Annotated in this window: 18 protein-coding genes; 10 read left to right on the top strand and 8 right to left on the bottom strand. The window is 68.9% G+C overall.

All coding sequences use genetic code 11. The features are described from left to right. Positions 1-42 precede the first annotated feature (42 nt). Positions 43-891, top strand: a complete 849-nt coding sequence (locus LR393_RS18055; RefSeq protein ID WP_231485117.1) for a LysR family transcriptional regulator — start codon at positions 43-45, stop codon at positions 889-891. Here the strand turns inward: LR393_RS18055 and LR393_RS18050 are convergent. Further along, on the bottom strand, positions 847-1,368 hold the full coding sequence (locus LR393_RS18050; RefSeq protein WP_231485116.1) for a hypothetical protein: 522 nt from the start codon (positions 1,366-1,368) through the stop codon (positions 847-849). The two genes, LR393_RS18055 and LR393_RS18050, sit on opposite strands and share 45 nt — an antisense overlap. Here LR393_RS18050 and LR393_RS18045 point away from each other — a divergent pair. Beyond that, on the top strand, positions 1,357-2,385 hold the full coding sequence (locus LR393_RS18045; protein WP_231485115.1) for a cytochrome P450: 1,029 nt from the start codon (positions 1,357-1,359) through the stop codon (positions 2,383-2,385). The two genes, LR393_RS18050 and LR393_RS18045, sit on opposite strands and share 12 nt — an antisense overlap. A 120-nt stretch (positions 2,386-2,505) precedes the next feature. Here LR393_RS18045 and LR393_RS18040 read toward each other — a convergent pair whose 3' ends face one another. Further along, positions 2,506-3,759, bottom strand: coding sequence for an RNA polymerase sigma factor (locus LR393_RS18040; protein WP_231485114.1), 1,254 nt, complete (start codon positions 3,757-3,759; stop codon positions 2,506-2,508). Positions 3,760-4,595: 836 nt separating this feature from the next. Between LR393_RS18040 and LR393_RS18035 the strand changes: the two genes are divergently transcribed. Then, on the top strand, positions 4,596-5,672 hold the full coding sequence (locus tag LR393_RS18035) for a DUF2382 domain-containing protein (protein ID WP_231485113.1): 1,077 nt from the start codon (positions 4,596-4,598) through the stop codon (positions 5,670-5,672). A 172-nt stretch (positions 5,673-5,844) separates the two neighbouring features. On the opposite strand, the gene LR393_RS35475 is transcribed toward LR393_RS18035, so the two are convergent. Beyond that, positions 5,845-7,440, bottom strand: a complete 1,596-nt coding sequence (locus tag LR393_RS35475; RefSeq protein ID WP_269327451.1) for a GTPase — start codon at positions 7,438-7,440, stop codon at positions 5,845-5,847. After that, positions 7,440-9,239 carry an ABC transporter gene (locus LR393_RS18020; protein ID WP_231485112.1) on the bottom strand — a complete coding sequence of 600 codons (1,800 nt, stop codon included), beginning with the start codon at positions 9,237-9,239 and terminating at the stop codon, positions 7,440-7,442. The genes LR393_RS35475 and LR393_RS18020 overlap by 1 nt, the downstream gene beginning before the upstream one ends. 141 nt (positions 9,240-9,380) lie before the next feature. Between LR393_RS18020 and LR393_RS18015 the strand changes: the two genes are divergently transcribed. Then, positions 9,381-11,021 (top strand): GGDEF domain-containing protein, encoded by a 1,641-nt coding sequence (locus LR393_RS18015; protein WP_231485111.1) that lies wholly within the window; start codon positions 9,381-9,383, stop codon positions 11,019-11,021. 105 nt (positions 11,022-11,126) lie between these two features. Here the strand turns inward: LR393_RS18015 and LR393_RS18010 are convergent, their stop codons facing one another. Further along, entirely contained in the window at positions 11,127-12,713 is a 1,587-nt protein-coding gene (locus LR393_RS18010; protein ID WP_231485110.1) for a DHA2 family efflux MFS transporter permease subunit, read from the bottom strand. 140 nt (positions 12,714-12,853) lie between these two features. Here LR393_RS18010 and LR393_RS18005 point away from each other — a divergent pair, with 140 nt between their 5' ends. Both LR393_RS18005 and LR393_RS18000 read left to right on the top strand, forming a co-directional pair. Beyond that, positions 12,854-13,573: a TetR/AcrR family transcriptional regulator gene (locus LR393_RS18005; RefSeq protein ID WP_269327450.1), complete on the top strand. Its 720-nt coding sequence runs from the start codon at positions 12,854-12,856 to the stop codon at positions 13,571-13,573. Positions 13,574-13,828: 255 nt separating this feature from the next. Beyond that, positions 13,829-14,902: a Gfo/Idh/MocA family protein gene (locus LR393_RS18000; RefSeq protein WP_231485109.1), complete on the top strand. Its 1,074-nt coding sequence runs from the start codon at positions 13,829-13,831 to the stop codon at positions 14,900-14,902. Between the two features lie 153 nt (positions 14,903-15,055). Here the strand turns inward: LR393_RS18000 and LR393_RS17995 are convergent, their stop codons facing one another. Next, entirely contained in the window at positions 15,056-15,451 is a 396-nt protein-coding gene (locus tag LR393_RS17995) for a hypothetical protein (protein ID WP_231485108.1), read from the bottom strand. A 303-nt stretch (positions 15,452-15,754) separates the two neighbouring features. Between LR393_RS17995 and LR393_RS17990 the strand changes: the two genes are divergently transcribed. From LR393_RS17990 to LR393_RS17975, 4 genes are all read left to right on the top strand, one after another. Continuing rightward, positions 15,755-17,989, top strand: a complete 2,235-nt coding sequence (locus LR393_RS17990; protein WP_231485107.1) for an RCC1 domain-containing protein — start codon at positions 15,755-15,757, stop codon at positions 17,987-17,989. Between the two features lie 5 nt (positions 17,990-17,994). Further along, positions 17,995-18,588, top strand: coding sequence for a hypothetical protein (locus LR393_RS17985; protein ID WP_231485106.1), 594 nt, complete (start codon positions 17,995-17,997; stop codon positions 18,586-18,588). Then, on the top strand, positions 18,585-19,091 hold the full coding sequence (locus tag LR393_RS17980) for a signal peptidase I (RefSeq protein ID WP_231485105.1): 507 nt from the start codon (positions 18,585-18,587) through the stop codon (positions 19,089-19,091). Before LR393_RS17985 ends, LR393_RS17980 begins: the two co-directional genes overlap by 4 nt. 322 nt (positions 19,092-19,413) lie before the next feature. After that, the gene (locus LR393_RS17975; RefSeq protein ID WP_231485104.1) at positions 19,414-20,937 is read left to right on the top strand and encodes a catalase; all 1,524 of its coding nucleotides are present in this window, start codon (positions 19,414-19,416) and stop codon (positions 20,935-20,937) included. Between the two features lie 117 nt (positions 20,938-21,054). Here the strand turns inward: LR393_RS17975 and LR393_RS17970 are convergent, their stop codons facing one another. Further along, positions 21,055-21,429 carry a hypothetical protein gene (locus tag LR393_RS17970; RefSeq protein WP_231485103.1) on the bottom strand — a complete coding sequence of 125 codons (375 nt, stop codon included), beginning with the start codon at positions 21,427-21,429 and terminating at the stop codon, positions 21,055-21,057. A 507-nt stretch (positions 21,430-21,936) separates the two neighbouring features. Then, positions 21,937-22,290, bottom strand: coding sequence for an ANTAR domain-containing protein (locus tag LR393_RS17965; protein ID WP_231485102.1), 354 nt, complete (start codon positions 22,288-22,290; stop codon positions 21,937-21,939). Positions 22,291-22,346: the final 56 nt, after the last annotated feature.

Genomic DNA, 22,346 nt, shown 5'->3' with positions numbered 1-22,346 from the left:
CGCCACGGTATGGCCAGGCGGGTGCGGGCGTACGCTGGGGCGGTGGAGACACGGGAACTGCGGTACTTCGTCGCCGTGGCCGAGGAGTTGCATTTCGGCCGGGCCGCGCAGCGCCTGGGTATGGCCCAGCCGCCCCTGTCCCGGGCGATCAGCCAACTCGAACGCCGGATGGGCGTCGAGCTGCTCCAGCGCGACAGCCACTCGGTGAGCCTGACCGCGGCCGGCGCCGTGCTGCTGCACGAGGGCCGTGCGGCTCTGGAGGCGATGGAGGCCGCCGAGCACCGCACCCGGCGGGCGGCGCTGGCCGCCGCCGGGCGGCCCAGCATCGTCCTGGTCACCAAGGCCGGTGCCTCCAGCGAGCTGCTGGCGAAGCTGCTGCACGCCTACGCGGCCGAGCCCGGATCGATCCCGGTCGACGTCATGCTCTGCGGGCCCGGCCAGCAGGCACGCCTGCTGGCCGGCGGCCGGGCGGACGTGGCGCTCCTGCACCGGCCGTTCGACGACACCACCGGTTTCGACACCGAAGAGCTGCTCACCGAAGGGCAGGTCGCGGTTCTCCCGGCCGGGCACGTCCTCAGCACCCACCCGAGCCTGCGCCTGAGCGACCTGGACGACGTACCGGACCTGCCCCGGCCCCGCTGGCCCACCTCCGACGGCTCCTACCCGCCCGGGCCCGGCCCCGAGGTCCAGAGCCATTCCCAGCTCCTGCAACTCATCTCCCTGGGCCGCACGCTGATGGTGTCGCCGGACTCCTGCCGGTCCCAGCTGCGCGACGACACGGTGGCTGTGCCCCTCGTGGACGCGCCGAGAGTCACCACGGTGATCGCCTGGCCGCCCAGCAGCCGTTCACTCGCGGTCGCCGACCTGGTGCGAACAGCCGTCCGCCTCTGAATTCGCCCCCGGGCACAGGGCCAGGGGGCGGATCGGCCTCCGTTCGGGGGCCGCGGTGGGGTCAAGGCCGGGGCAGGCGAGAATCGCGAAAATCACCTGGTCACAGCCTTCTGAGGGATGTCCGAAAAATCTCATAGGTAGTTTTTGTTGCGGAAAGCGGTTTTCTGGATCAACGTTGTCATTGCTATCGGCGTCCACAAGAGAGGGTTTCGTCCCATGGCCATGATCCGGCTGATGACGCAGAAGATCACTCACCGTAAGAGCTTGAAGAGCAAGGCCTGGTACGCGTGGATCTGAGGTAGCTTCCCCGGTTCCGGCGGGCTGGTGCCCGCCGGAACCGGCCCTCGACGGCACCCGGCGCCCGCCGGTGATCATCGGAAAACGTTGCGGGAAGAGGTTGATGTGCTCATCCACCAAGGTCGGCATCAGCGGACGACGATCATGGCCTCGCGTCTGGAACGGCTGATGGGTGAGCATCGGGGGCAGGATCTGTTCCGCCTGGAGCGTGACACGATCGGGGTGGCCGGCCCGGCTCTGATGAACACCCTGCTGGCCGCCCGTCCCGCCGGGCCGACCGAGAGACCCACGTTCAAGCCCATCTTCGGCCGGTCGATCAGCAAGCAGGAGTCCGCACTGGGCATGCGCGCCCTGGGCCAGGACGTGCGTTCCGCACTCGCTCAGGCCCAGACCCGAAATGCCTGGACCACCGACCTGTCAGGACGCTGGCCCCAGGTGGGCCACCGCTATCTGCGTGATCTCGTTTTTGGTCAGGATCCTTATCTACTGCGCATGTTCGCCGGTCGCAGCCTGCAGTTGCTGCCCCACATGACCTGGACATCGGCTGCCACCGTGGTGGCTGCCTGCCCCCGGCGACCATTGCCCGGGCCTTTCCACCGGATCACCGGCCGGAGCGGGCCGGGCGACATGTCCCAGCTGGCCGCCATGAGCACCGGCAAGGTCACCTATCGCGACCGTCGGCACGCGATGGTGCTGTACCGCCGGCTGGCAGCGCCGATCTGCCTGCTGATCTCCACCTTGGTCACCAGCGCCATGTGGATGGGAGCACCGTTCGACGACGACACACCCGACGACTACATCCTTTACGAGGCCATGCGGTTGCTGCCACCGTCCTGGAACCTGCTCCGCTTCGCCTCGCCGCAGTACCCCGCCCTCGACGACCGGATCCATCACGACGACGACCTGCTGTTCCTCAACCTCCTCAGCCAGCGAGACCCTGCGCTGTGGGAGGAACCAGACACCTTCCTACCCCAGCGCTGGAAGCACCTGGACCCCGACAACCATCCCGGCTATCTGCCCTTCGGGCACGTTCAGGAACGCTGCTTGGGCCGGCACATGGTGATGCCGCTGGCCGCCCTGCTCCTCGGCCGGCTCCGCGACAACGGTTACACCGTCGACCCGGATCAGACGTTCGCCAGAGTCCCCCTGGACGGCCTGCTGGGCCTGTCCCACGTCACCCTCGTCCGGCGGCCGTAGGCCCCGGACCATCCGCGGCACCGTCCGTCTCGCGCTCCACGTCGTGGCCGACGAGACGGGTGGAAGCCGGTTCTCACCGTGCCTCCGACGACCGGGTGATCCGGCGCCTGAGGCAGGAAACTATTGAATGATCTTGAGATCGCCGGTCTTCACTACGATATGGGCCCCCTCGCGGGCCAGCAGGGGTGCCCCGTCGGATGCGCTGACCCCCACCTTCTCGGCGAAGCCGGTACCGGTGCGGGCGAGTGCACCGGTGAAACTGATGACGTCGCCAGGATCGACGGTTACCCGGGACTCCCGGCCATCGGTCTTCAACTGCACCCAGATCCGCCCGCGGGTGTGGTCCCCGACCCAGAAGCCTTCGTTCGCCGCGACGGAAGAGACGGCGACCGCTCGACCCTCGACCTGGTCCCCCACCAAGGACGACAGGTCGGTGGGCACCGGGAGCAATGGCTGGCCGCCGGGCAGCCGGAAGACTCCGGTGATGGGGGTGGGTGACGAGGAAACCGCCGGCCGCGATGGCGCGACGGGTTCCGGGCCGGACACCCAGACGACTGCGCCCACTCCCGCTGCGGCCACAGCGGTGGTGGCGACACCCACCTGGACCGACGGATGCCGGAAGGCTCGCCGGAGGAGCCCCAGGGCCGGTCCCAGCCCGAGCCAGGGCAGGAACGCGATCAGGGCCCGCTGACGTTCCACCAGGGGTGGTGCCAGTTCAGCGCAGGTTTCGCAGTTCAGTAGATGATTCCCGGCCCGCAGTGCCGTCTGCCGTCGCAGATCGCCTCCTGAAAGGGCCAGCAGGACGGGCCGGCAGCGCGCGGTCGGCAGACGGGCCCGGCGTGCGGTCATCGTGTAGTCGACGCGCAGCCGGGCCCGGGTCCGGCCGAGCTGGGCCGCCACCGATCCGGGACTGACGTTCTCCCGGACCGCGATCGACGTGACCGGCTCTTCCTCCAGCACATGGGAGAGAAGGGCCTCACGCTGACCGGGCGGAAGTTCCCCCAAGGCAACCCGGAGCGCATCTCGTTCGGACCTCCCGATCGCGACGCTGTCAGGCTCGGCCGGTTCGCGCAGATCGATCAGGCGGTGGCGATTGCGCCAGAAGGTGGCTGTGGACCGGGCCTGCGTCGTCATCAGGTTCCGGGCGGTCACGATCGCATAGGCGAGGGACGATCCCGGCGCGAGGCGGTCGCGGATGTCCAGCATCCTCAGCAACACTTCCTGAACCACATCATCAGCGTCTGCCGGCTGCCGGGTGTGCGCCATGACGTAACGGCGCAGCGGATCGATCAGATCCACGATCTCGGTCTCCGCCACGAGCGCTCGCGCACCGGGGCGGCCGATCTCGCCATCGAGGCCCTCTGGGTCGAGCACGCGCTGGTCCTCCTGACGGTGACCACCATGACCACAAGCCGTGAGCGCGGACTTGCTCATCAAATGCCATTCGCGCGCTTCAGCAAGTCCACGCACCCGGCCGTGGTGGGACGGACGGGGCGAGGTGCCCGAAAAAAGATGCGTCATGAGCCGCCCGTGAGTGCGTGTACGTAGCGAACCGTCCCAGATCTCCCTGCGGCCCCCGCGCCACCATTGTCCAGGAAAGGACACCGAAGCTCTTGAAGACCATCCCCATCACCATCCTCTGCGCCTGTTTGGTCACCGTCGCCGGTGTGGTCGGCGCAGCTGTCGGTGCCGGCGGGATGAAACGAACACAGGACCGTTCGCGGCCCGCTCGGTGCACCCCCGGTGCCGGGAGGCAGACGAGCCCGGTGGAACGTGCCTCGGTTGCGCGGATTCCTCGGCAGAGCACTGCCGGTCTCGTCCGGTACGACCGGAGAACCGGAGGACCTTCGGACAATACCGGCGCCTCGTCGACCTGAAGACCGTGGCCAAATGATCTGCTGATTAACATGTTTCATTTCCAACCAGATCACTGGTCCGGAACCATCAGCGGACGGGACCCCCGTGGAACGCGATAATGTGCGTGGCACAATGCAATACGGAACGGATTGCCGATCCCGTTCCGGTTGTCGTATCGACGGGAGGACAGGGGTCGGCGATCCAGCCGGATTTCCTTCTCGTGATCGCGGCCGTGCGGCGTTTACCATCTCAACACCGTCCGATGGCATGACCACCGGACGGATATCCTTGCATCAGAGCCCATCTCGAATGGCGCTGCCAGTGACAGCAGCGATGGTGGGTGAGGGACGACCGTGAGCGACGGCAGCGCGGTCCAGCCGATCACCGGATCTGCATCTACCCGTGGGCGACAGAGTTTCAGGTGGTTAAGGACCATCTGCATATCCGAGGTCAGCAACCGTTCGCACCTCGACCTTTTCCGAACCTCTTCTCCTGAAAGAGAAAGGCTCACTCGTCGTCGCCTTGTTGCCCGAAGACGTTTCCCCGCAATGAAGAACACGAATGGAAGAAGGATCTTCATGTTCGACAAGTCTCAGATCGCCAGTGTCATCGGCCAGTCCCTGTACGCCGAGGACGGCACCAAGATCGGCAAGATCGGCCAGGTGTACGTGGACGAGGTCCACGACCAGCCCGAGTGGGTCACCGTGAACACCGGCCTTTTCGGCAAGAATGAGTCGTTCGTCCCGCTCGCGGAAGCCTCCATGACCGACGGTGGCCTGCGCGTCCCTTACACCAAGGACGCCATCAAGGACGCCCCCAACGTCAGCGCCGAGCAGCACCTGAGCGAGGCCGAGGAGCGAAAGCTCTACGAGCACTATGGCGTGCCGTACACGACGGAAGGCTCGACCTTCGCCGACGTCAGCCGTCTGGGAAACCGGGCCGGTACCGCCGCCAGTGGCACCAGGCAGCCGTACAGCGACGAGCAGTACGGCAACACCACTGACCGGCCCGCCTACGACGACGGCGACCGCAGCGATCAGGGGAGCATGACCCGCTCGGAGGAGCGCGTGAATGTGGGCACCGAGCAGGTTCAGGCCGGCCGTGCGCGTCTGCACAAGTGGGTAGAGACCGAGACCCAGCAGGTCGAAGTCCCGATCCGGACCGAGAAGGCGCGGCTGGTGAGTGAACCCATCACCGACACCAATCGTGGGGATGCCTTCGACGGCCCGGCCATCAGCGAAGCCGAACACGAAGTCGTGCTCAACACCGAACGTCCGGTGGTCAATGTCGAAGCCGTCCCGGTCGAGCGGGTCCGCCTCGACAAGACCGTGGAGGAGTCCAGCCAGACCGTCGAGCAGGACGTGCGCAAGGAGCGCATTTCTCTGGACGACGACACCACCACCGGCACCACGGGGCGCAAGCGTCGCTGACAGAGATCGCACCGGACACCGGGCCGTGACCTAGGCCCGGTGTCCGGCTGCTGACCGGACCGGGACCGGAAGTTTTTATCCGGTCCCGGTTTCTGCGTCACGAGACGATGGACCGTCCTCCTCGGTCGGGCGCCGGCACCAGGGCCTGGCGGAGATACGAGAAGGTGGGGCGTCAGCCACGCATCCGTGCCAACGCCGAGCGGATCAGCACGTGCGTGGACAGTTCACGCTCGACCGGCGCGATCACCGTGTCGGCAGCGAGCTGACTGATCCGGCTGTTGAGCCGGCGGCGTGCCTGCCCGGCCCGTCGCCGGGCTCCGGTGCGGGCGAACATCCCGCAGATCTGAGCCAGGACGAATCCACTCACCAGCCCGAGCACCAGCAGCAGGGTCGGCACGGGGAGCCGACCCCAGTGCGGCAGCGGAGGCTGCGGCAGCTGTAGCCAGGCCACGACGAACAGCACCCCCAGCCAGACAAGCCCGGCCACCGCGGCGGCCAGGAAGAGCCATTGCACCGTTCCAGCCGCCCGCCACCAGTGCGGACGCCGGCCCAGGCCGAGGTCGGTGCCGGCCACGGCTCGATCGAGCAGGTCCGGCATCTCGTTCTGGGAACTGGTGGCGGCCCGGCGAATGGCCTGCGGCCACGGCTGCGGCAACCCCGACGACGCGCGATCGCTGATCCGGCGCAACGCGTTGTCCACGTGAGCGCGCTGCAGCGCCGAGGGTCCGGGCAACGACGTACGCACCAGATCAGAAGGTTCGTCACGCAGCCCCAGGCGACGGGCCGGATCCAGGCGCAGACGCGAGGTCCAGGCGCTCACCGGCCAGCCGGTGGCCCGGCGGGCGCGCAACCGGTAGGCCCCGGCCACGGCCTCGCTCACCACGTCCACGCCGGCTGCCGCACTCAGGGCGTCGGTCAACGACGTGCGGTCGGCGGTCGTGACGACCTGATTCGTCACACCGGCGCAGACGTCGTCCAGACGTTCGGCCATCGCCGAGAGGTCCGCGGCGAGACGGCGCACGGCGGCCTGTTTGGCCGCCACGTTCCGGGCCAGGACCGCTCGCAACGCCTGGATGCCCTCACCCGTGCGGGCCGAGGCGGACAGCACCGGCGCGGCGGCCAGGCCCTCGGATGCCAGAAGGGCGGTCAGGTCGTCCACGCACCCGGCGCCGGCCTCCGGTGGGAGACGATCGATCTGATTGAGGACGACGAGCATGACATCTGCGTGCGCGGCCAGCGGGGCCAGATACCGTTCGTGCAGGGCGGCATCGGCGTATTTCTGCGGATCGAGGACCCAGACCAGGAGGTCCACGCGCTCGACCAGCCGTTCGGCCTCCAGCCGGTTGCTGCGCTCGACCGAATCGACGTCGGGAAGGTCCAGCAGAATCAGGCCCTCGAGCTCGGCGTCGGTTCCGGCGCCCAGCAGATGACGGCGGGGCACCTCCAGCCAGTCCAGCAACGACGTCGCGTCGTCCTGGCCCCAGACCGCCGCGTGGGCCGCCGCGGTGGTCGGGCGGCGCATCCCGACCTGCGAAAGAGGTTCACCCACCAGCGTGTTGAACAGCGACGACTTGCCGCTGCCGGTCGCCCCGGCCAGCGCCACCACCGTGTGGGCCTCACCGAACCGCAGCCGGTCACCGGCCTTGGCCGCGATCTGCTCCGCGCCGGCCATCATGTCCGGATCGAGGCGCTCGCGCGAGAGCGTCAGCACCTCGTCCAAAGCCTCGAGCTGCTCGGCAATTCCGGTGCGCCGCCCGGTGAGCAGCATCAGTTCCTTCCCCGGGTGCTCAGGGGAAGGGTGGCCGCGACCGGTGCCGGGCCGGGCTCGACGGTCTCGGCCGCGCCCGGGCGCGTCAGCGACCGCATGGATCGGCGGGCCCTCTCGAAGGTCTCCAGCTCTGTACGCAACCCGAGCGCAGAGTCCAGGTCGGGTGCGGCGGCGTCCACCACGTCCACAAATCGCTGCTGTTCGCTCGCCAGCAAGACCTCGACCCGCTCCAGAAGGTCGGCGCGGGCCCGGGCGGCGAGCGTGCGCACGGCGCTGTCACCGAACACGGCCTCGAGCACCTTCTGACCGGCCGCCGAGGTGCCACCGGCCACCAGGACCTCGATCCCGCTCAGTCCCCCGGTCTGCGCGAACACGGCCAGCATGAGCACCAGTCCGGCGCCGTTGGTGCCGAAGGAGGCCAGCCGGGCCATGGAGCGTTTCTGCCCGCCCTCGGCTGCCACCAGTTCCAGGACGCGGCCCTGCCACGCCCGGATCTCGTGCTCCAGGGCGGCTTCGAACTCGCCGGAGGTGTGACCGAGGGTCTGGGCGTGATCGGTCAGCAGGGCCCGCCCGGCCGGGCCGTCGCGCCAGGCATCGACGGTGCGTTCGGCGGCGCGCTCGGCGGCCGACCGCAGCAGCGTCTGCACGCTGCTCTCCAGGGCCTCCTGCACCGGCGTGGTCGGTGCCTGGCGACCGGTCAGGAAAGCGGTGACCCGGTCGCGCAGCCGCCCCACGCGCTGTTCCAGGTCGCGGGTCAGCTGCCCGGTCCCGACGAACTCCTGCCAGCGGCTGAGGACCTCACCCCGCAGGACGCTGCCGCTGCGGATGCCGTCGTCGAACTCGCGCACCGCATCGGCATAGAGGTCCTCGGCCGCATCGCGCAGCAACGCCGCCGCGGCCAGTTGCTCGTCGACCTCCCGGGCCAGCGACGAGACTCGCGCGCGCATGCTCTGCAAAGCGCCGTCCAGGGTGGTGCGGATGACCTCGGACCGGGCGTCGGCGTCGCCGGCGAGACGATCCAGCCAGGCTCGCAGGGGTGCGACGATCTCTTCCGGCAGCCGGTCGTCGGCGCCGTGCAGCCCGGTTTCCGGGATGGCGAACAGGGTGGCCCGGGCCAGGCCGTTCTGGTCGAGCATGGCCGCCAGGTGGGAGCTGATCTCCCGCAGGCCCTCCGGGGGCACCCGGTTGATCACCACCGCGAGCGCGGTGCTGCGCTGTTGCGCGGTGTGCAGTAACTCCCAGGGGACGGCGTCGGCGTACCGGGCGGCGGTGGTGCAGAAGATCCACAGGTCGGCGGCGGCCAGGAGCTGGCCGGCCAGCTGGCGGTTCTCGGCGACGACCGAGTCGATGTCGGGGGCGTCCAGCAGGGCCAGGCCGGCCGGGACGCCGGCGTGAGGCACCACGTGCAGGCTGCGTCCGCCGCCCTGGCTGCCGTCGCCGCTGGTGCGGGCCAGCTCGGGCAGGATCCGGTCTTCGCTGAACCAGCGCAGGTCGTGCGGGCTGCACACCAGGACCGGCCCGCGGGTGGTCGGGCGCAGCCAACCCGCCTTGGTGACGTTGTCGCCGATCAGCGTGTTGACCAGGGTGGACTTTCCGGCCCCGGTGGATCCCCCGACCACGGCCAGGAGCGGGGCGTCCAGCTGGCGCAGGCGCGGTAGGAGGTAGTCGTCCACCTGACCCACGAGCTCGGTCTGCGCCTGGCGGGCGCGGTCGGCGCCGGGCACGGGCAGGTCCAGCCGGAGGCCACCGATGCGGGGGCGCAGCGCTTCCAGCGCCTCGGCCAGGGAGAGGGCGGTCATGGAGCTCATCATGGGTGGCCGCACCAATTGCACCACTGCAGGCGCCAACCCCCTGCGCTGTGGAGACGACTCACTCGGGTTCAAGTTTCCCGGGCGAGCTGTCGATACACTCCCGATCCCTGATCGGAGGCCGTCGGGACTGTGCCCCTGTCACCCCTTGTACCGAAGAGATCGACACCGGCCACGCTGCTGGTCGCGGCGCGCTCAGCCATGCTCGCCTCCGACCTGGACGGCGCCCAGGCCCGGGCCCGGCAGGCCGAGACCCTGGCCGAGGCCGTGGGCGATCAGCTGATGCGAGCGCGCGCCGTCGCGCTGGTGGCCCGGGTCCTGCATCTGCGCAACGAGATGGCCGACGCCCTGACCCAGGCGCTGAGGGCGATCACCCTGTGCGAGGAGGTGGACGACCTGGCCTCGGCCGTCCAGGCCCACGAGGTGGCGGCCCGGATCTTCCTGGACATCGGCGACATGGCTGCGGCTCTGGAAGAAGGCCTGGCCGCGACCAGGGCCGCCGAGGCGAGCGGCGACCTGGCCGCCAGCGTGTCGGCCCTGCGGGCCATGACCAACATCTACGCGGCCCTGCGGCAATGGGACACCGCCCTGGAGTTCGGTGACAACTACTGCAAGGCAGCGCAATTGCTGGGCAACCCGGCGGACGAATGCGTCGCCCTGGCCACCCTCGCCTACGTCTACGCCGCGATGTCTTCCGACGCGATCGACCGGGGCGATACCGAGCAGGCCCAGGCCTGGGGCGAACAGAGCGTCTCGCTGTCCAGGACGGCCATGCTGACGTCCCGGAAGTCAGGCAACCGGCTGACCGAGAACACCAGTCTCGGCAACCTCGCCGAGATGCTGTCGGAGATCGGCCGGCCTGAGGAAGGACTGCACCTGCTCGACAGCTGGACGGTCGACCCCGCCCTCGACACCGGGAAAATGATCGCGCACCACCGGGAGGCCCGGGGGGCCATCCTCATCGGGCTGGGACGTTTTCGCGAAGCGGCCGAGCTGATGGCGCTGGGGGTCGCCGAGGCGCCGACCCGGCAGTACGAGATCTCCGCCTCCCGATCGCTGGCGATGGCCCTGGAGGAACTGGGTGACCTGCGCGGTGCCCTGGACGCCCATAAGCGCCTGTTCGTCCTGGTCACCGAGCAGATCTCCGAACAGGCCCAGCGCGCCGCGAGCGTGGCCGCGGTACGGCTGGAGACCGTCCAGGCGCAGGCCCAGGCCGCGATGCTGCGGATGCAGGCCTCCGATCTGCAGCGCACGAACGATGATCTCAACCGTCACTCCGAGGACCTGCGCCGCCAGGCCCTCGAAGATCCGCTGACCGGTCTGCCCAACCGCCGCCGCCTGGACCAGCTGCTGGCCTCCGACCTGCGCTCGTGCTCCCTGATCCTGCTCGATGTCGACCACTTCAAATGGGTCAACGACGCTCACACCCATCTGGTGGGAGATGCCGTCCTGCGGGAACTGGGCAACATACTGCGCGCCAACTGCCGCGACACCGATACCCCCACCCGCTTCGGCGGCGAGGAATTCGCCCTGGTCATGCCGGGCATCCCGCTCGACGGGGCGCTGGCCACGGCCGAGCGGGTGCGAGCCGCCGTGCAGAACCACGGGTGGCAGGCGCTGTCTCCCGGGCTGAAGGTGACCGCGAGCTTCGGCGTGGCCCTGGGCACCGAGGCGGACACCAGCATCGAGCTCCTGGCGCTGGCCGACCACCGCCTGCTCAGCGCCAAGGCCCTCGGCCGTAACCGGGTCGTCGGACCCCGGGAGAACGGGTGACGCGAACCCCGCTCGTCGGTGCGACCCGCGGTAGGCCGGCCGGCCCTTGCTCTCGGTGAGGGTCGGCAGCCGCCATGCACGACGTCACCTCAGGCGGAGTCGGTGTCACCCCGGGAGGGACGAGGGCACTGGTTCGTGGTCGGGGTCAGCTGATGCCCGGGGCCCCAGAATGGCCACGGCCAAGAGCAGGACACCGGTGATGGCGGCGCCCACCCACATGGCCTGTTGCCATCCCTCGACGAAGGACTGCTGAGCTGCCAGGACCAGCTCCTGCGTCGATGCGCCGGCCCCGTTCGCAACGGCCAGAGCGTTGGCGATGCCGTCCCCAGCGGTCTGCGCGATGTCGGGCGGGAGGTTGAGGGCTTGGCCGGCCATGGCCTTGCGGTAGCCGGAAGACAGGAGGGCTCCTAGCAACGCGACTCCCAGGGCGGTGCCGAACTCGCGGGTGACATCGTTCAGGGCGGAGGCGACACCCTGCTTCTCCGGCGGCAAGGCCCCGGTGATGGCCTCGGTCGACGGGGTCATCACCAGACCCGAGCCGAATCCCAGGGCGAGCAGACCCGGCAAGACCGCCAGGTAGCCGCCGTCGGCCGACACGCGTAGGGCCAAGAGCACCAACCCCGTTGTCATCACCGCGATTCCGATGGTCAGGGCCCCCCGCGTACCGATCCGGACGCCGAGGCCAGGGGCCAGGCCCGCTGCCACGACCAGCATCACGGCCATGGGAAGCATGCCCAGCGAGGAAACCAGCGCGGACCAGCCCAGGACGGCCTGCAGGAACGGCAGAAGAGCCACCATGATGCCCGCCTGAACCCCGAAGGCGGTCACCAGCGTGATCGACCCGGCACTGAGACCGCGCTCGCGGAACAGCCGCACGTCCAGCAGGGCGGCATCTCGGCGACGCAGCTGCCAGACCACGAAGAGCGCCGCGCTCAGGACGCCGACCGCCGAACCGACCAGCGTCGTCACGTCGCTCCAGCCGCGTTCGGGGCCCTCCTGCAAAGCGAAGATGAGCCCGGCCACGGCTACGACGGAGCTCAGAGCACCGACGACGTCGAAGCCGTGCTCGGATTGCTCGACAGAGTTGGGAATGACTTTCAGCGTCATGACCATCGACACCGCGGCCAGCACCACGGGAAGGACGAAGAGCCAGCGCCAGTCGGCCGCATCCACCAGGAATGCGGACAGGAACAGGCCCACCACCCCGCCGCTACCACCGACACCGGTCCACACCCCGATGGCCCTGCCCCGCTGCTCCTCCGGGAACGTGGACGTGATGATCGCCAGCGTGACGGGCATGACCATTGCGGCCCCGACTCCTGCCATAAGCCTTGCCGCGAGCATCAACTCGGCGCTCGGGGCGACCGCACCGGCAGCGCTCGCGATGCCGAACACGACCAGCCCCGCCAGCAGCATCGTCCGGCGTCCCCAGCGGTCGCCGATGGCACCCAGAGGCAGGAGCAGGGAAGCCAGGGCCAGTGTGTAGATGTTGATGATCCACAGCACGCCGCTCTGCGAGGCCCCGAAGGCGACGGACAGCTCGTTCTGCGCCACATTCAGGCCGGAGACCGAGGCAATCACCGCCATGAGTGCGACCGAGACCGCGATCAGGATCAGACGCAATTGCCGGGTGTCGGGCGCGTTCCCGGAGCCGGCCGGGGCTTCTGCCAGCGAATGGCGTTGAGTGGTCACAGAACCCTCGCAGAGCTTGGTGAATCAGGAAAGGATGGTGGGAGTGCGGCCGGGCGCTGTCGACACTGACTGCCCCTCAAGCGCATTCACCGTAGCCCGAGAAGTGGGCGGCACCGCCCACTTGAGCTAAACTGGGAGACATGGCTCCTCGGTCGTCTCACAAAAATGCTGACCGCCAGCCCTCGGCCGGCCGGCCGGCTGAGCCCGCCGACGAACACGTCGGGACGATCCCGGCTGCCGCTCTGCGAACGGATGCGCGCCGCAATCGTGAGCGCATCCTCCAGGCCGCTCGCGCAGCCTTCTCGGCCCGGGGGATCGACGTCCCGGTCACGGCCATCGCCAACCGTGCCGGGGTGGGCACGGCCACGCTCTACCGTCATTTCCCCTCGCGGGCCGCGCTCGTCACCGAGGCTTTCAGCGAGCAGATGGCGCACTGTGTGGAGGTGCTGGAAAGCGCGCTGAACGACCCCGATCCCTGGCGTGGGTTCTGTCGTGTGATCGAGGAGGTCTTCGTCATGCAGGCCACCGATCGAGGTTTCACCACCGCGTTCCTTGCCCAGTTCCCCGAGGCTGTCGATTACGAGCGCAGTCGCACCTATGCCGAAGACGGTGTCGCTCACCTGGTCCGGCGCGCCCAGGAAACCGGGCAGCTACGGCCAGATTTCGACCCGGCCGACGTCACCATGGCTCTCCTGGCCAACAGCGGCCTCGTCGCCGCCACCCAGGAAGGCTCCGTGGAAGCGTCCCGGCGGCTGGCCGCCTATTTCCTGCAGGCTTTTCACGTCGGCATCGACGAACCGCTACCTCCTGCAGTGGCCTTGGAGTTGCGCCAGATTCACGAGGGACCAAAAACCCGTTGACGCCCGGTCGGCGCCATTCCGGGTCGTGGCGCGCCGGCAACCATCCGTGCGCCGATCGGGCCGTCCGCATCCACCACGACGCGCGCGAAACGCTCGCGGGCCGAGGAACGTGGGTGGCGACCAGGATCTACCGGCCGGCAACGACCACCGTCGAACCCGATCGAACCTGGTCACCGGGTGCCCAGGTTCGACCGGGCCTGGCCGGCCGGAGCGGGCCGGGGTTGCCTGGAGGGACCACCACCGCTGGAGGACGACATGAACCGCGCATTCCGGGTCGGGATCATCGGGGCCGACACCAAGGCCAGCTGGGCGCAGCTGTCCCACGTACCCGCGATCAACGCACTGGCCGACGTCGAGCTGGCCGCGGTCGCCACCCGGCACGAGGACAGCGCGCGAGCGGCCGCCGAAGCGTTCGGGGCCCGCCGCTGGTACGCCGATCCCCCGGCGCTGATCGAGGACGACGACATCGACATCGTCACGGTCGCCGTGCGGGTGCCGGCGCACCGTTCACTGGTCGAGGCGGCCCTGAAGGCGGGTAAGACGGTCTACTGCGAGGCCCCGCTCGGGGTCGATCTGGCCGAGGTCCAGTCCCTGCAGGCCGCCGGTGAGGGGGCGCTGACCGTGATCGGGCTCCAGGGCCGGCTCAACCCGTCGGTGCGCCGGGCCGCGCAGATGATCGCCGACGGGGCCATCGGGCGTCCCCTGACCGCCAGGATCGTCTCCACGACGAGTGGCATGGGGCCCGCCACCCTTTCGTCCTACCGGTACTTCGACGAGGCCGCCGCCGGAGCCAATCTCCTGACGATCACCGCCGGGCACACCCTGGACCTGCTGGAGGCTCTCCTGGGTGAGGTGTCCGAGGTCGAGGCCCGGACCCCCATCCTCTTCCCGACGGTTCAGGTCCTGGACACTCGGAGCACGGCGAAGCGCGAAGTACCCGACCACGCCGACATTCTCGGCGGCGTCGGGGACGGCACGGTGTTCAACGCCTCGGTCATCGGGGGCGTAGCACCCGAAGAGGCCGAGTTCGACTTCGTGGTCCGGGGCACGCAGGGATGGCTGCGCCTGCGCGGTGGCTCCCTGTACGGCGTGCAGGGCGGCGACCTGACCCTCACCGCCAGCGTCGGGTTCGCGGAACCCGACGCGCCCGTCGTTCCGGGAGGCGGGCCCGCCCTGAACGTCGCCGAGGTGTACACCCGGATCGCCCAGGATCTCAGGACAGGTTCCCGGACGGTGCCGGACTTCGCGCTCGCCACGCATAACTCCACACTCATCGCGGCGGTGACCCGGGCCGCGCAGAGTGGGCGCCGCCAGAGGGTCCCGGGCTGAAGGCCACCAGCCCGTCCCAGCGGATTCCTCCTCGCCGGCCTTCTACCGGGCCTGAACGAGCGTGGTCATCGGGGCCGGGGCGATCCAGAAGCTCCTACGGGCTCCGCCGACAGGCGTCCTCGTCCTCGCCCTGTCGGCGCGCAGGCGTCGTCCTCAATCGGCCTGTCGGGGACGCCGGTCAGAGGACGACGGCGGGGTGAGTGCCGCGACCAGCTCGGCCAGGATGGCGATGGCCAGGTCGTGGAACGCGGCGGTCTCGCCCTCCTGGATCCAGCGTTCGAAACTCACGCCGAGCACCGTCAGGCAGGACTCGGCGGCCAGCCGGGCGGTGGCGTGGGGGATGCCGCGATCGTGAATCGCCGCCGTCAGGGACACGGCCAGGCCGGCCATCTTCAGCAGTTCCCGTTCGTGCAGCGCGGGATTAGCCGTGACCACGGCGGCCCGCCGGATCGAGAACTCCCGCCGCTCCTTCGGGAAGAAACTGCTTGCACGGCGCAGTGCCGAGGCGGCAATCTCCAGCGCGGTCGACCCCTCGGGAGCCTCGGCCACGCCCACGAGGAACTGCCGGCCCAGGTCGTCGGCTCACGACAGGTGCGGCGAAAGCTCGGACGTGACCATGGCCTGGAACAACGGTGAGGTGAACATCAGCGACGGGACGGCCACGCTCACCTAAACAGCCAGCATCCTTTCCCGCCTGGATGAATGACTCAGGACGGGCGAGTGCCCCGGCTCCCCGGACCGGAGGTCTGACCCCGGGGACGAGAAGGCCCTGACCCGTTCCGGTTCAGGCCGCACCCCGATCGGCCGATACGCCTGTAGCGGTGCTGGATCGAGCAGGCGGGGCGGGTTTCGATGGGCAGACGGAAGGCGCTTGAGGCCTGGGCGGTGGCTCCCGTCGTGTTTCTCATCGGTGTCGTCGCGGCGCTGTTACCGGTCACCGAGACCAGCTTCACCGGCACCACCGGCAATCCCGGCTCGCAGTTCACGGCCCGGGCCAACCTCGCCATCGGCAGCCTGTACCGCTGGGGGTACGACAGCACCCCCGCGCTGTCACCGGTGCAGGTCGGCACGCTCACCGGGTGGACGCAGATCTCCAGTGGGGACGCGCACACCTGCGGTCTGCGGTCGGGTGGCGAACTGTGGTGCTGGGGATCCCCGATCCGCAGCGAACTGGGCAACGGAACCACCGGCGACGTGCCCTACGCGCCGTTCCGGGTCGGCACCCAGACCTGGACGTACATCGCCGCGGGACGAGGCCTGACCTGCGGCGTCCAGACCGCGGGCACGTTGTGGTGCTGGGGCCGCAACGAGTACGGGCAGCTGGGCCTGGGCGACACGACCGCCCGGGCGGTACCGACCCAGGTGGGCACGGCGACCGACTGGAAGATGGTCTCGCAGAGCGACTGGGCCCTGTGCGGGCTCCGGACCACCGGCACGATGTGGTGCTGGGGCCGCAACATCTACGGCCAGAACGCCCAGGGCGGCTTCAGCGAGAGCAACACCGCTCCGCTCCAGGTCGGCACCGCCACCGACTGGGCCGACGTCGACATCCACTACTTCCACGGCTGCGCCCGCAAGACCGACAACTCGCTGTGGTGCTGGGGCAGCAACAGCAACGGGCAGCAGGGCCGGGGCTCCGTGGGCACGAACGCCGACCCGGTCCGGGTCGGCACCGACGCGGACTGGACGCGGATCCGGGCCGGTTTCGACTACACCTGCGGCATCCGCTCCGGACAGCTGTGGTGCATGGGCCGGGGCGCCGGAGGGCGGCTCGCGCAGGGTTCCAACACCGCCGACCAGAATGTTCCGGTGCGTGTCGGGACCGACACCAACTGGTCCGACGTCGACATCAACGAGAACCACGGCTGCGCCCTGAAGACCACCAAACAGCTCTTCTGCTGGGGACTGGGCGCCAACGGTGTCCTCGGGACCGGTGACGTCACCGACCGGCCCGTGCCCACCCAGGTCGGCACCGGGGCCGACTGGACAGCCGTCAGCACCGGGGTCAAACACACCTGCGGCCTCCGGTCCGACACCACGATCTGGTGCTGGGGCTACAGTTTCGACGATCAGCTCGGCCAGTGGTCCACCGCACCGGTGAAACTCGTGACCGGCACGCGCTGGCAGCGGCTGGGGCCGGGCCGCAGCAACCTGTGCGCGGTGCGCAACACCGGGCAGCTGTGGTGCAAGGACGACAACTCCCTGGGCCAGCTCGGGCAGGGTGACACCACCGCACGCACGAGCCTCACCGTCGTCCCCTCCTCCTCGACGGCCACCTGGTCGTCGGTGAGCATCGGCCAGAAGCACGTGTGCGGAGTCCGGGACGACGGAACGCTCTGGTGCTGGGGCGAGAACGGCCAGGGCGAGCTCGGTCTCGGCGACACCACCCAGCGTTCTTCAGCCACTCAGGTCGGCTCGGCCACCAGCTGGAGCGACGTCACCTCCGGCCTGCAGACCACCTGCGCCGTCCGGTCCACGGGCACGCTCTGGTGCTGGGGCCTGAACTCGTCCGGGCAGCTCGGCCTGGGCAGCACCACGTCGCAGACGTCACCCACCCAGGTCGGTTCGCTCAGTACCTGGAAACAGGTGGACGCGCGTCAGGCCTTCGGTTGCGCGGTGCGCACCGACGGCACGCTGTGGTGCTGGGGGACGAACGACAGCGGACAGCTGGGCCAGGGCACCAAGTCGGCCACGCCGCAGACCTCCCCGGTGCGGGTCGGCACGGCCTCGGACTGGAACACCGTCGCCACCGGACGCTGGCACGCCTGCGCCGTGAAGAACGACCGCAGCCTCTGGTGCTGGGGCGCCGGAGCCAACGGCCAGCTCGGCCAGGCAGACACCACCGAACGCCTCAGCCCGGTCCAGGTCGGCACCGGCACCGCCTGGACCGGCGTGAGCACCGGCGTCGCCCACACCTGCGCCACCCGGACCGACAACACGCTCTGGTGCTGGGGCCTCAACAGCATCGGGCAGCTGGGGCTCGGCGACCTCACCGACCGCACGTCGCCCACCCAGGTATCGGGGGTCGTCACCTCGCTGGTCACCACGGCGCCGTTCGGGACCTACGTCACCGACCTGAACTCCTGACCGCGATGCGTATCCCACCCCGCACCCTGCGGATCTGGTCCGTCCTGAGTGCGGTCGCCATCGGCGCGGTGATCGTGTTCGGGCTGACCGTGAACAGCACCGGCGCGGCGTTCTCCGGCTCGACCGGCAACGGGCCGAACGCATTCCGCTCAGCCGTCGTGACCCTCACCGACGACGACACCGGCAGCGCCCTGTTCACCGTGGACAATCTCTACCCCGGCCGGACCGGCAGCCGATGCATCCGGGTGAGCTACACCGGATCCCTGCCGGCGGACGTCAAGATGTACGTGGCCCCCGGCGACCTGTCCGGCAGCGGCCTGGCCTCGACCCTGAAACTCACCGTGGTGCAAGGAACCAGCGGCTCCTTCTCGGACTGCAGCGGTTTCAGCGCCGAGACCACGCTGGCCGGCGACGAGACACTGTCGTCCATCGCCACGCACGACGGCGCGGCCAACGGCCTGGGCAGCTGGTCCCCGGACGCCGGTAACGTCACCGCCCGCACCCGCACCTACCGGTTCACCTACACGCTGGCCGACGACAACACGGCGCAGGGAAAAACTGCCGCGGTCACCTTCACCTGGGCCGCGACGAACTCATGACCGTACCCCCGTGGCTGCGGCCGGCCCTGGTCCAGCTGGCCCGGACCGCGCTCGCCGTGATCGTACTGACCGTTCTCACGGTGTGCGCACTGGTCCTGACCGGGCACGGCGTCCACGTGGTGACCGGCACGAGCATGGAGCCGTCTCTGCGCGCGGGAGACGTGGTGCTGAGCCGATCACCCGGGCGGGACCTGCGGCCCGGCCAGATCCTCGTGGTGGCGTCGTCTTCCGGGTCCGGGTCGGTGACGCACCGCCTGGTCCGGACCGAGGACGACGGGGACCTGGTGACGAGGGGGGACGCCGGTCGGGTCGCCGACCCGCCGGTGGCTCGCGAGCGAGTGCGGGGTGTGGGCGTGATCCGCATTCCCTACGCCGGGCTGCCCACACTCTGGATCCACCGGCGTGACATGCCGGCTCTCGTCCTGGCCGCCCTGGTGGCCGGTGCGGTCCTCTGGGGAGCGACGCGTCCTTTGTCCGGCAACCTCACCCGGCATCCCGCCTAGGCCGGGATCCTGAGATGCACCGGCTGGAAACACAGTTGACCGACCTGTGGCCAGCGCCCCTGAGGGCTCGGCCAAGCCCGCGACCCGCCGCCGCGCCCCCGCGCGACCGGTCAGGCCGGAGTTGGCGGTACGGCCGCAGGGTGTCGTGCCGAGTGCCGATGTTGCGGCAGCCGGGGTTCCTGTCGTAGCCACGGTCACCGCCGGCGGTCGGGGCATCAACAGGGACGTAAAAGACATCACGTCAAGACCTGTCCACCTGCGGTGGCGAGCTAGCTGGACTCAGGCATTCTTGAATGGTTCAAGATTAATGGAGGTTTCGGGCATGTCCAGCACAGAACGCCCCGTGACGACCACTGACGCCGGGATCCCGGTGGCCAGTGACGAACACTCTCTGACCGTCGGACCGGACGGGCCGCTGCTCCTGCAGGATCACTACCTGATCGAGCAGATGGCGAACTTCAATCGCGAGCGCATCCCCGAGCGTCAGCCGCACGCCAAGGGCGGCGGTGCATTTGGCTCGTTCCAGGTGACGGCCGACGTCAGCCGGTGGACCAGGGCCGCGGTCTTCTCCCCCGGTGAGAAGACCGACGTCCTGATCCGCTTCTCCACCGTTGCCGGCGAGCGTGGTTCACCCGACACCTGGCGTGATCCGCGCGGCTTCGCGGTGAAGTTCTACACCCGCGACGGCAACCTGGATCTGGTCGGCAACAACACACCGGTGTTCTTCATCCGCGACCCGATGAAGTTCCAGCACTTCATCCGCTCGCAGAAGCGACGCCAGGACAACAACTTGCGCGACCACGACATGCAGTGGGACTTCTGGTCCCTGTCACCGGAGTCCGCGCACCAGGTCACCTGGCTGATGGGTGACCGCGGGATCCCGCGCACGTGGCGGCACATGAACGGGTACGGCAGCCACACCTACCTGTGGATCAATGCCGCCGGTGAACGGTACTGGGTGAAATATCACTTCATCACGGATCAGGGTATCGAGACCTTCACCCAGGACGAGGCCGACCAGATGGCCGCCGTGGACACCGATTACCACCAGCGTGACCTCTACGAGCACATCCGCGACAGCCAGTTCCCGTCCTGGACGCTGAAGGTGCAGGTGATGCCGTTCGAGGACGCGAAGACCTATCGCTTCAACCCGTTCGACCTGACCAAGGTCTGGCCGCACGGCGACTACCCGCTCCAGGAGGTCGGGCGGCTGACACTCGACCGCAACATCACCGACTACCACACCGAGATTGAGCAGGCAGCCTTCGAGCCCAACAATGTCGTTCCCGGCACCGGCCTCTCTCCTGACAAGATGCTCCTGGCCAGGGGATTCAGCTACGCGGACGCTCACCGGGCGCGACTGGGCGTGAATTACAAGCAGATACCCGTCAATGCGGCCAAGGTGGAGACACACGCATACTCCAAGGACGGGGCGATGCGGATGAAGAACGTCGCCGACCCGGTGTACGCACCCAACTCCTACGGCGGCCCGGCGGCCGACCCGTCGCGGACCGACGACGGCGGTACCTGGTCCTCCGACGGTGAAATGGTGCGGTCGGCAGCCACTTTGCATGCCGAGGACGACGACTTCGGGCAGGCGCGCACGCTGGTGCGCGAGGTGCTGGACGACGCGGCCCGGGATCGACTGGTCACCAACATTGTGGGCCATCTGCTGAACGGGGTCAGCGAGCCGATCTTGACCAGGGCTTTTGCTTATTGGCGTCAGGTGGACGCGGATCTGGGCGCCAAGATCGAGGCCGGTGTCAGGGCGAAGCAGGACGAGAAGGACCCCAAGAAGGACGAACAGGGCAACCCCGCTCGTTCCAGCATGCAGAGCAAGGCCTGACCCGAGGCGCAGGAACCGGCAGGCCCCACCCTTCTCCGGTGGGGCCTGCCCGCAGTTCCAGCAGCTCCTCCGCACCTGCCTGCGATCTTGGCGCGGCCGCTGGTGCCGTCGACCAGCTCAGGGCGCGTCGATGACGGTACATGGGGCCACCGCGCCCTGGGCGACACCGAAGTGGACGTTGGCCTGAACACCGTTCGGAAGAGGAGTCACGGCGGCCGAGAGGACGAACGTGTCTCCTTCCCCCACTGCGCCGACCGGGATGGTCACCTCAAGGTCGTCCGCACTGGTCTTGAGTGACAGGCCGGGGGTGTCGACCTCGGAGTACCGTCCAGGTCCACAGGCCCGGCCGGGCGGCAGATACGTGATGTCCGCGGCAATGCCGTGCTCGCGCAACGCCTTCTGCAGGGCCGGAGCACCTTCCAGCCGAGTGATCTTCACGGTGATTTCCTTGCCGTTCCCGCCGGACACCGCGTAGGCGGGAGCCGGGGCCACCCGGGAACAGGATGTCGTCGTCCTGAGCAAGGAACCAGCCGGCCTCGCACGTTCCGTCAGATCCCGCCCAGTACCGTCACGCATCATCGGCTGCGCCCGTGAGAAGTGATCACGACCTCGTCCCGGTTGACGGCTTCCGATGAACCGTCCAAAAAGATCTGGCCGGTGGACCCGTCCACCGGCCAGATCTCGTGATGGTGGTTCAGTTGCGGGAATGGTTGCTGGGCGCCTGGTCCGGTGAGGTGAAGTCGCAGGACCCGTCGTGCCCGTGTCCGCGGACGCAGATGCGGCCGGTCGGTAGATGAACCTGTGCGCAGGCTCCAGCGGCCGCAGCGGACTCGTCGACGGACGCATTGTGCAGCTCGTGACGTTGCCGACGGTTCTGCTCGGGCTGATCTTGAATGCTCATACGCTGACACGCCCTTGCCGGTGTGGAAGGAAAAGTGGACTGGACCGCTCGTGGATGAACCGGAAAAGCTTTGGATCGAACAACTTGGTGGCCAACCCTCACAGCGGAGGAGATGCTGCGGAGGTCTGCGTGGTGGAGTCGGTGCGGCGTTGCCAGCTTGTCATGACATCGGCAGGCAGGAGCTGGCCGATGCCGGCCCGTTCGGCGATCACAACAGCCAGTTCGCGCACGGGCCGATTGGTGTCCTGGGAGATCTGGCACAGCAGGGTGAAGGCCCGGTCGTCGTCGGTGGCGGCCAGCAACCGGATGATGCCCTTCGCCTGACCAATGATGTCTCGGGTCTCCAGCGCCGCGCGCAGATCCTCGATCTCCTCGAGAAGCTGCTCCCGGCTGGGCTCATGGAGCACCTGCGGGGGTTCGAGTGCAGCACCGCTCGTCACCCAATTGCTCATCCGGCTGGTCCTTCATGAGTCGGCCCGCCGGTTCCGGGGGCGGCGAGTTGAACAGG

It is taken from the genome of Kineosporia mesophila, assembly GCF_021129235.1.
Lineage (GTDB): Bacteria > Actinomycetota > Actinomycetes > Actinomycetales > Kineosporiaceae > Kineosporia > Kineosporia mesophila.
This window is presented reverse-complemented; position numbering and strand designations above follow the sequence as displayed.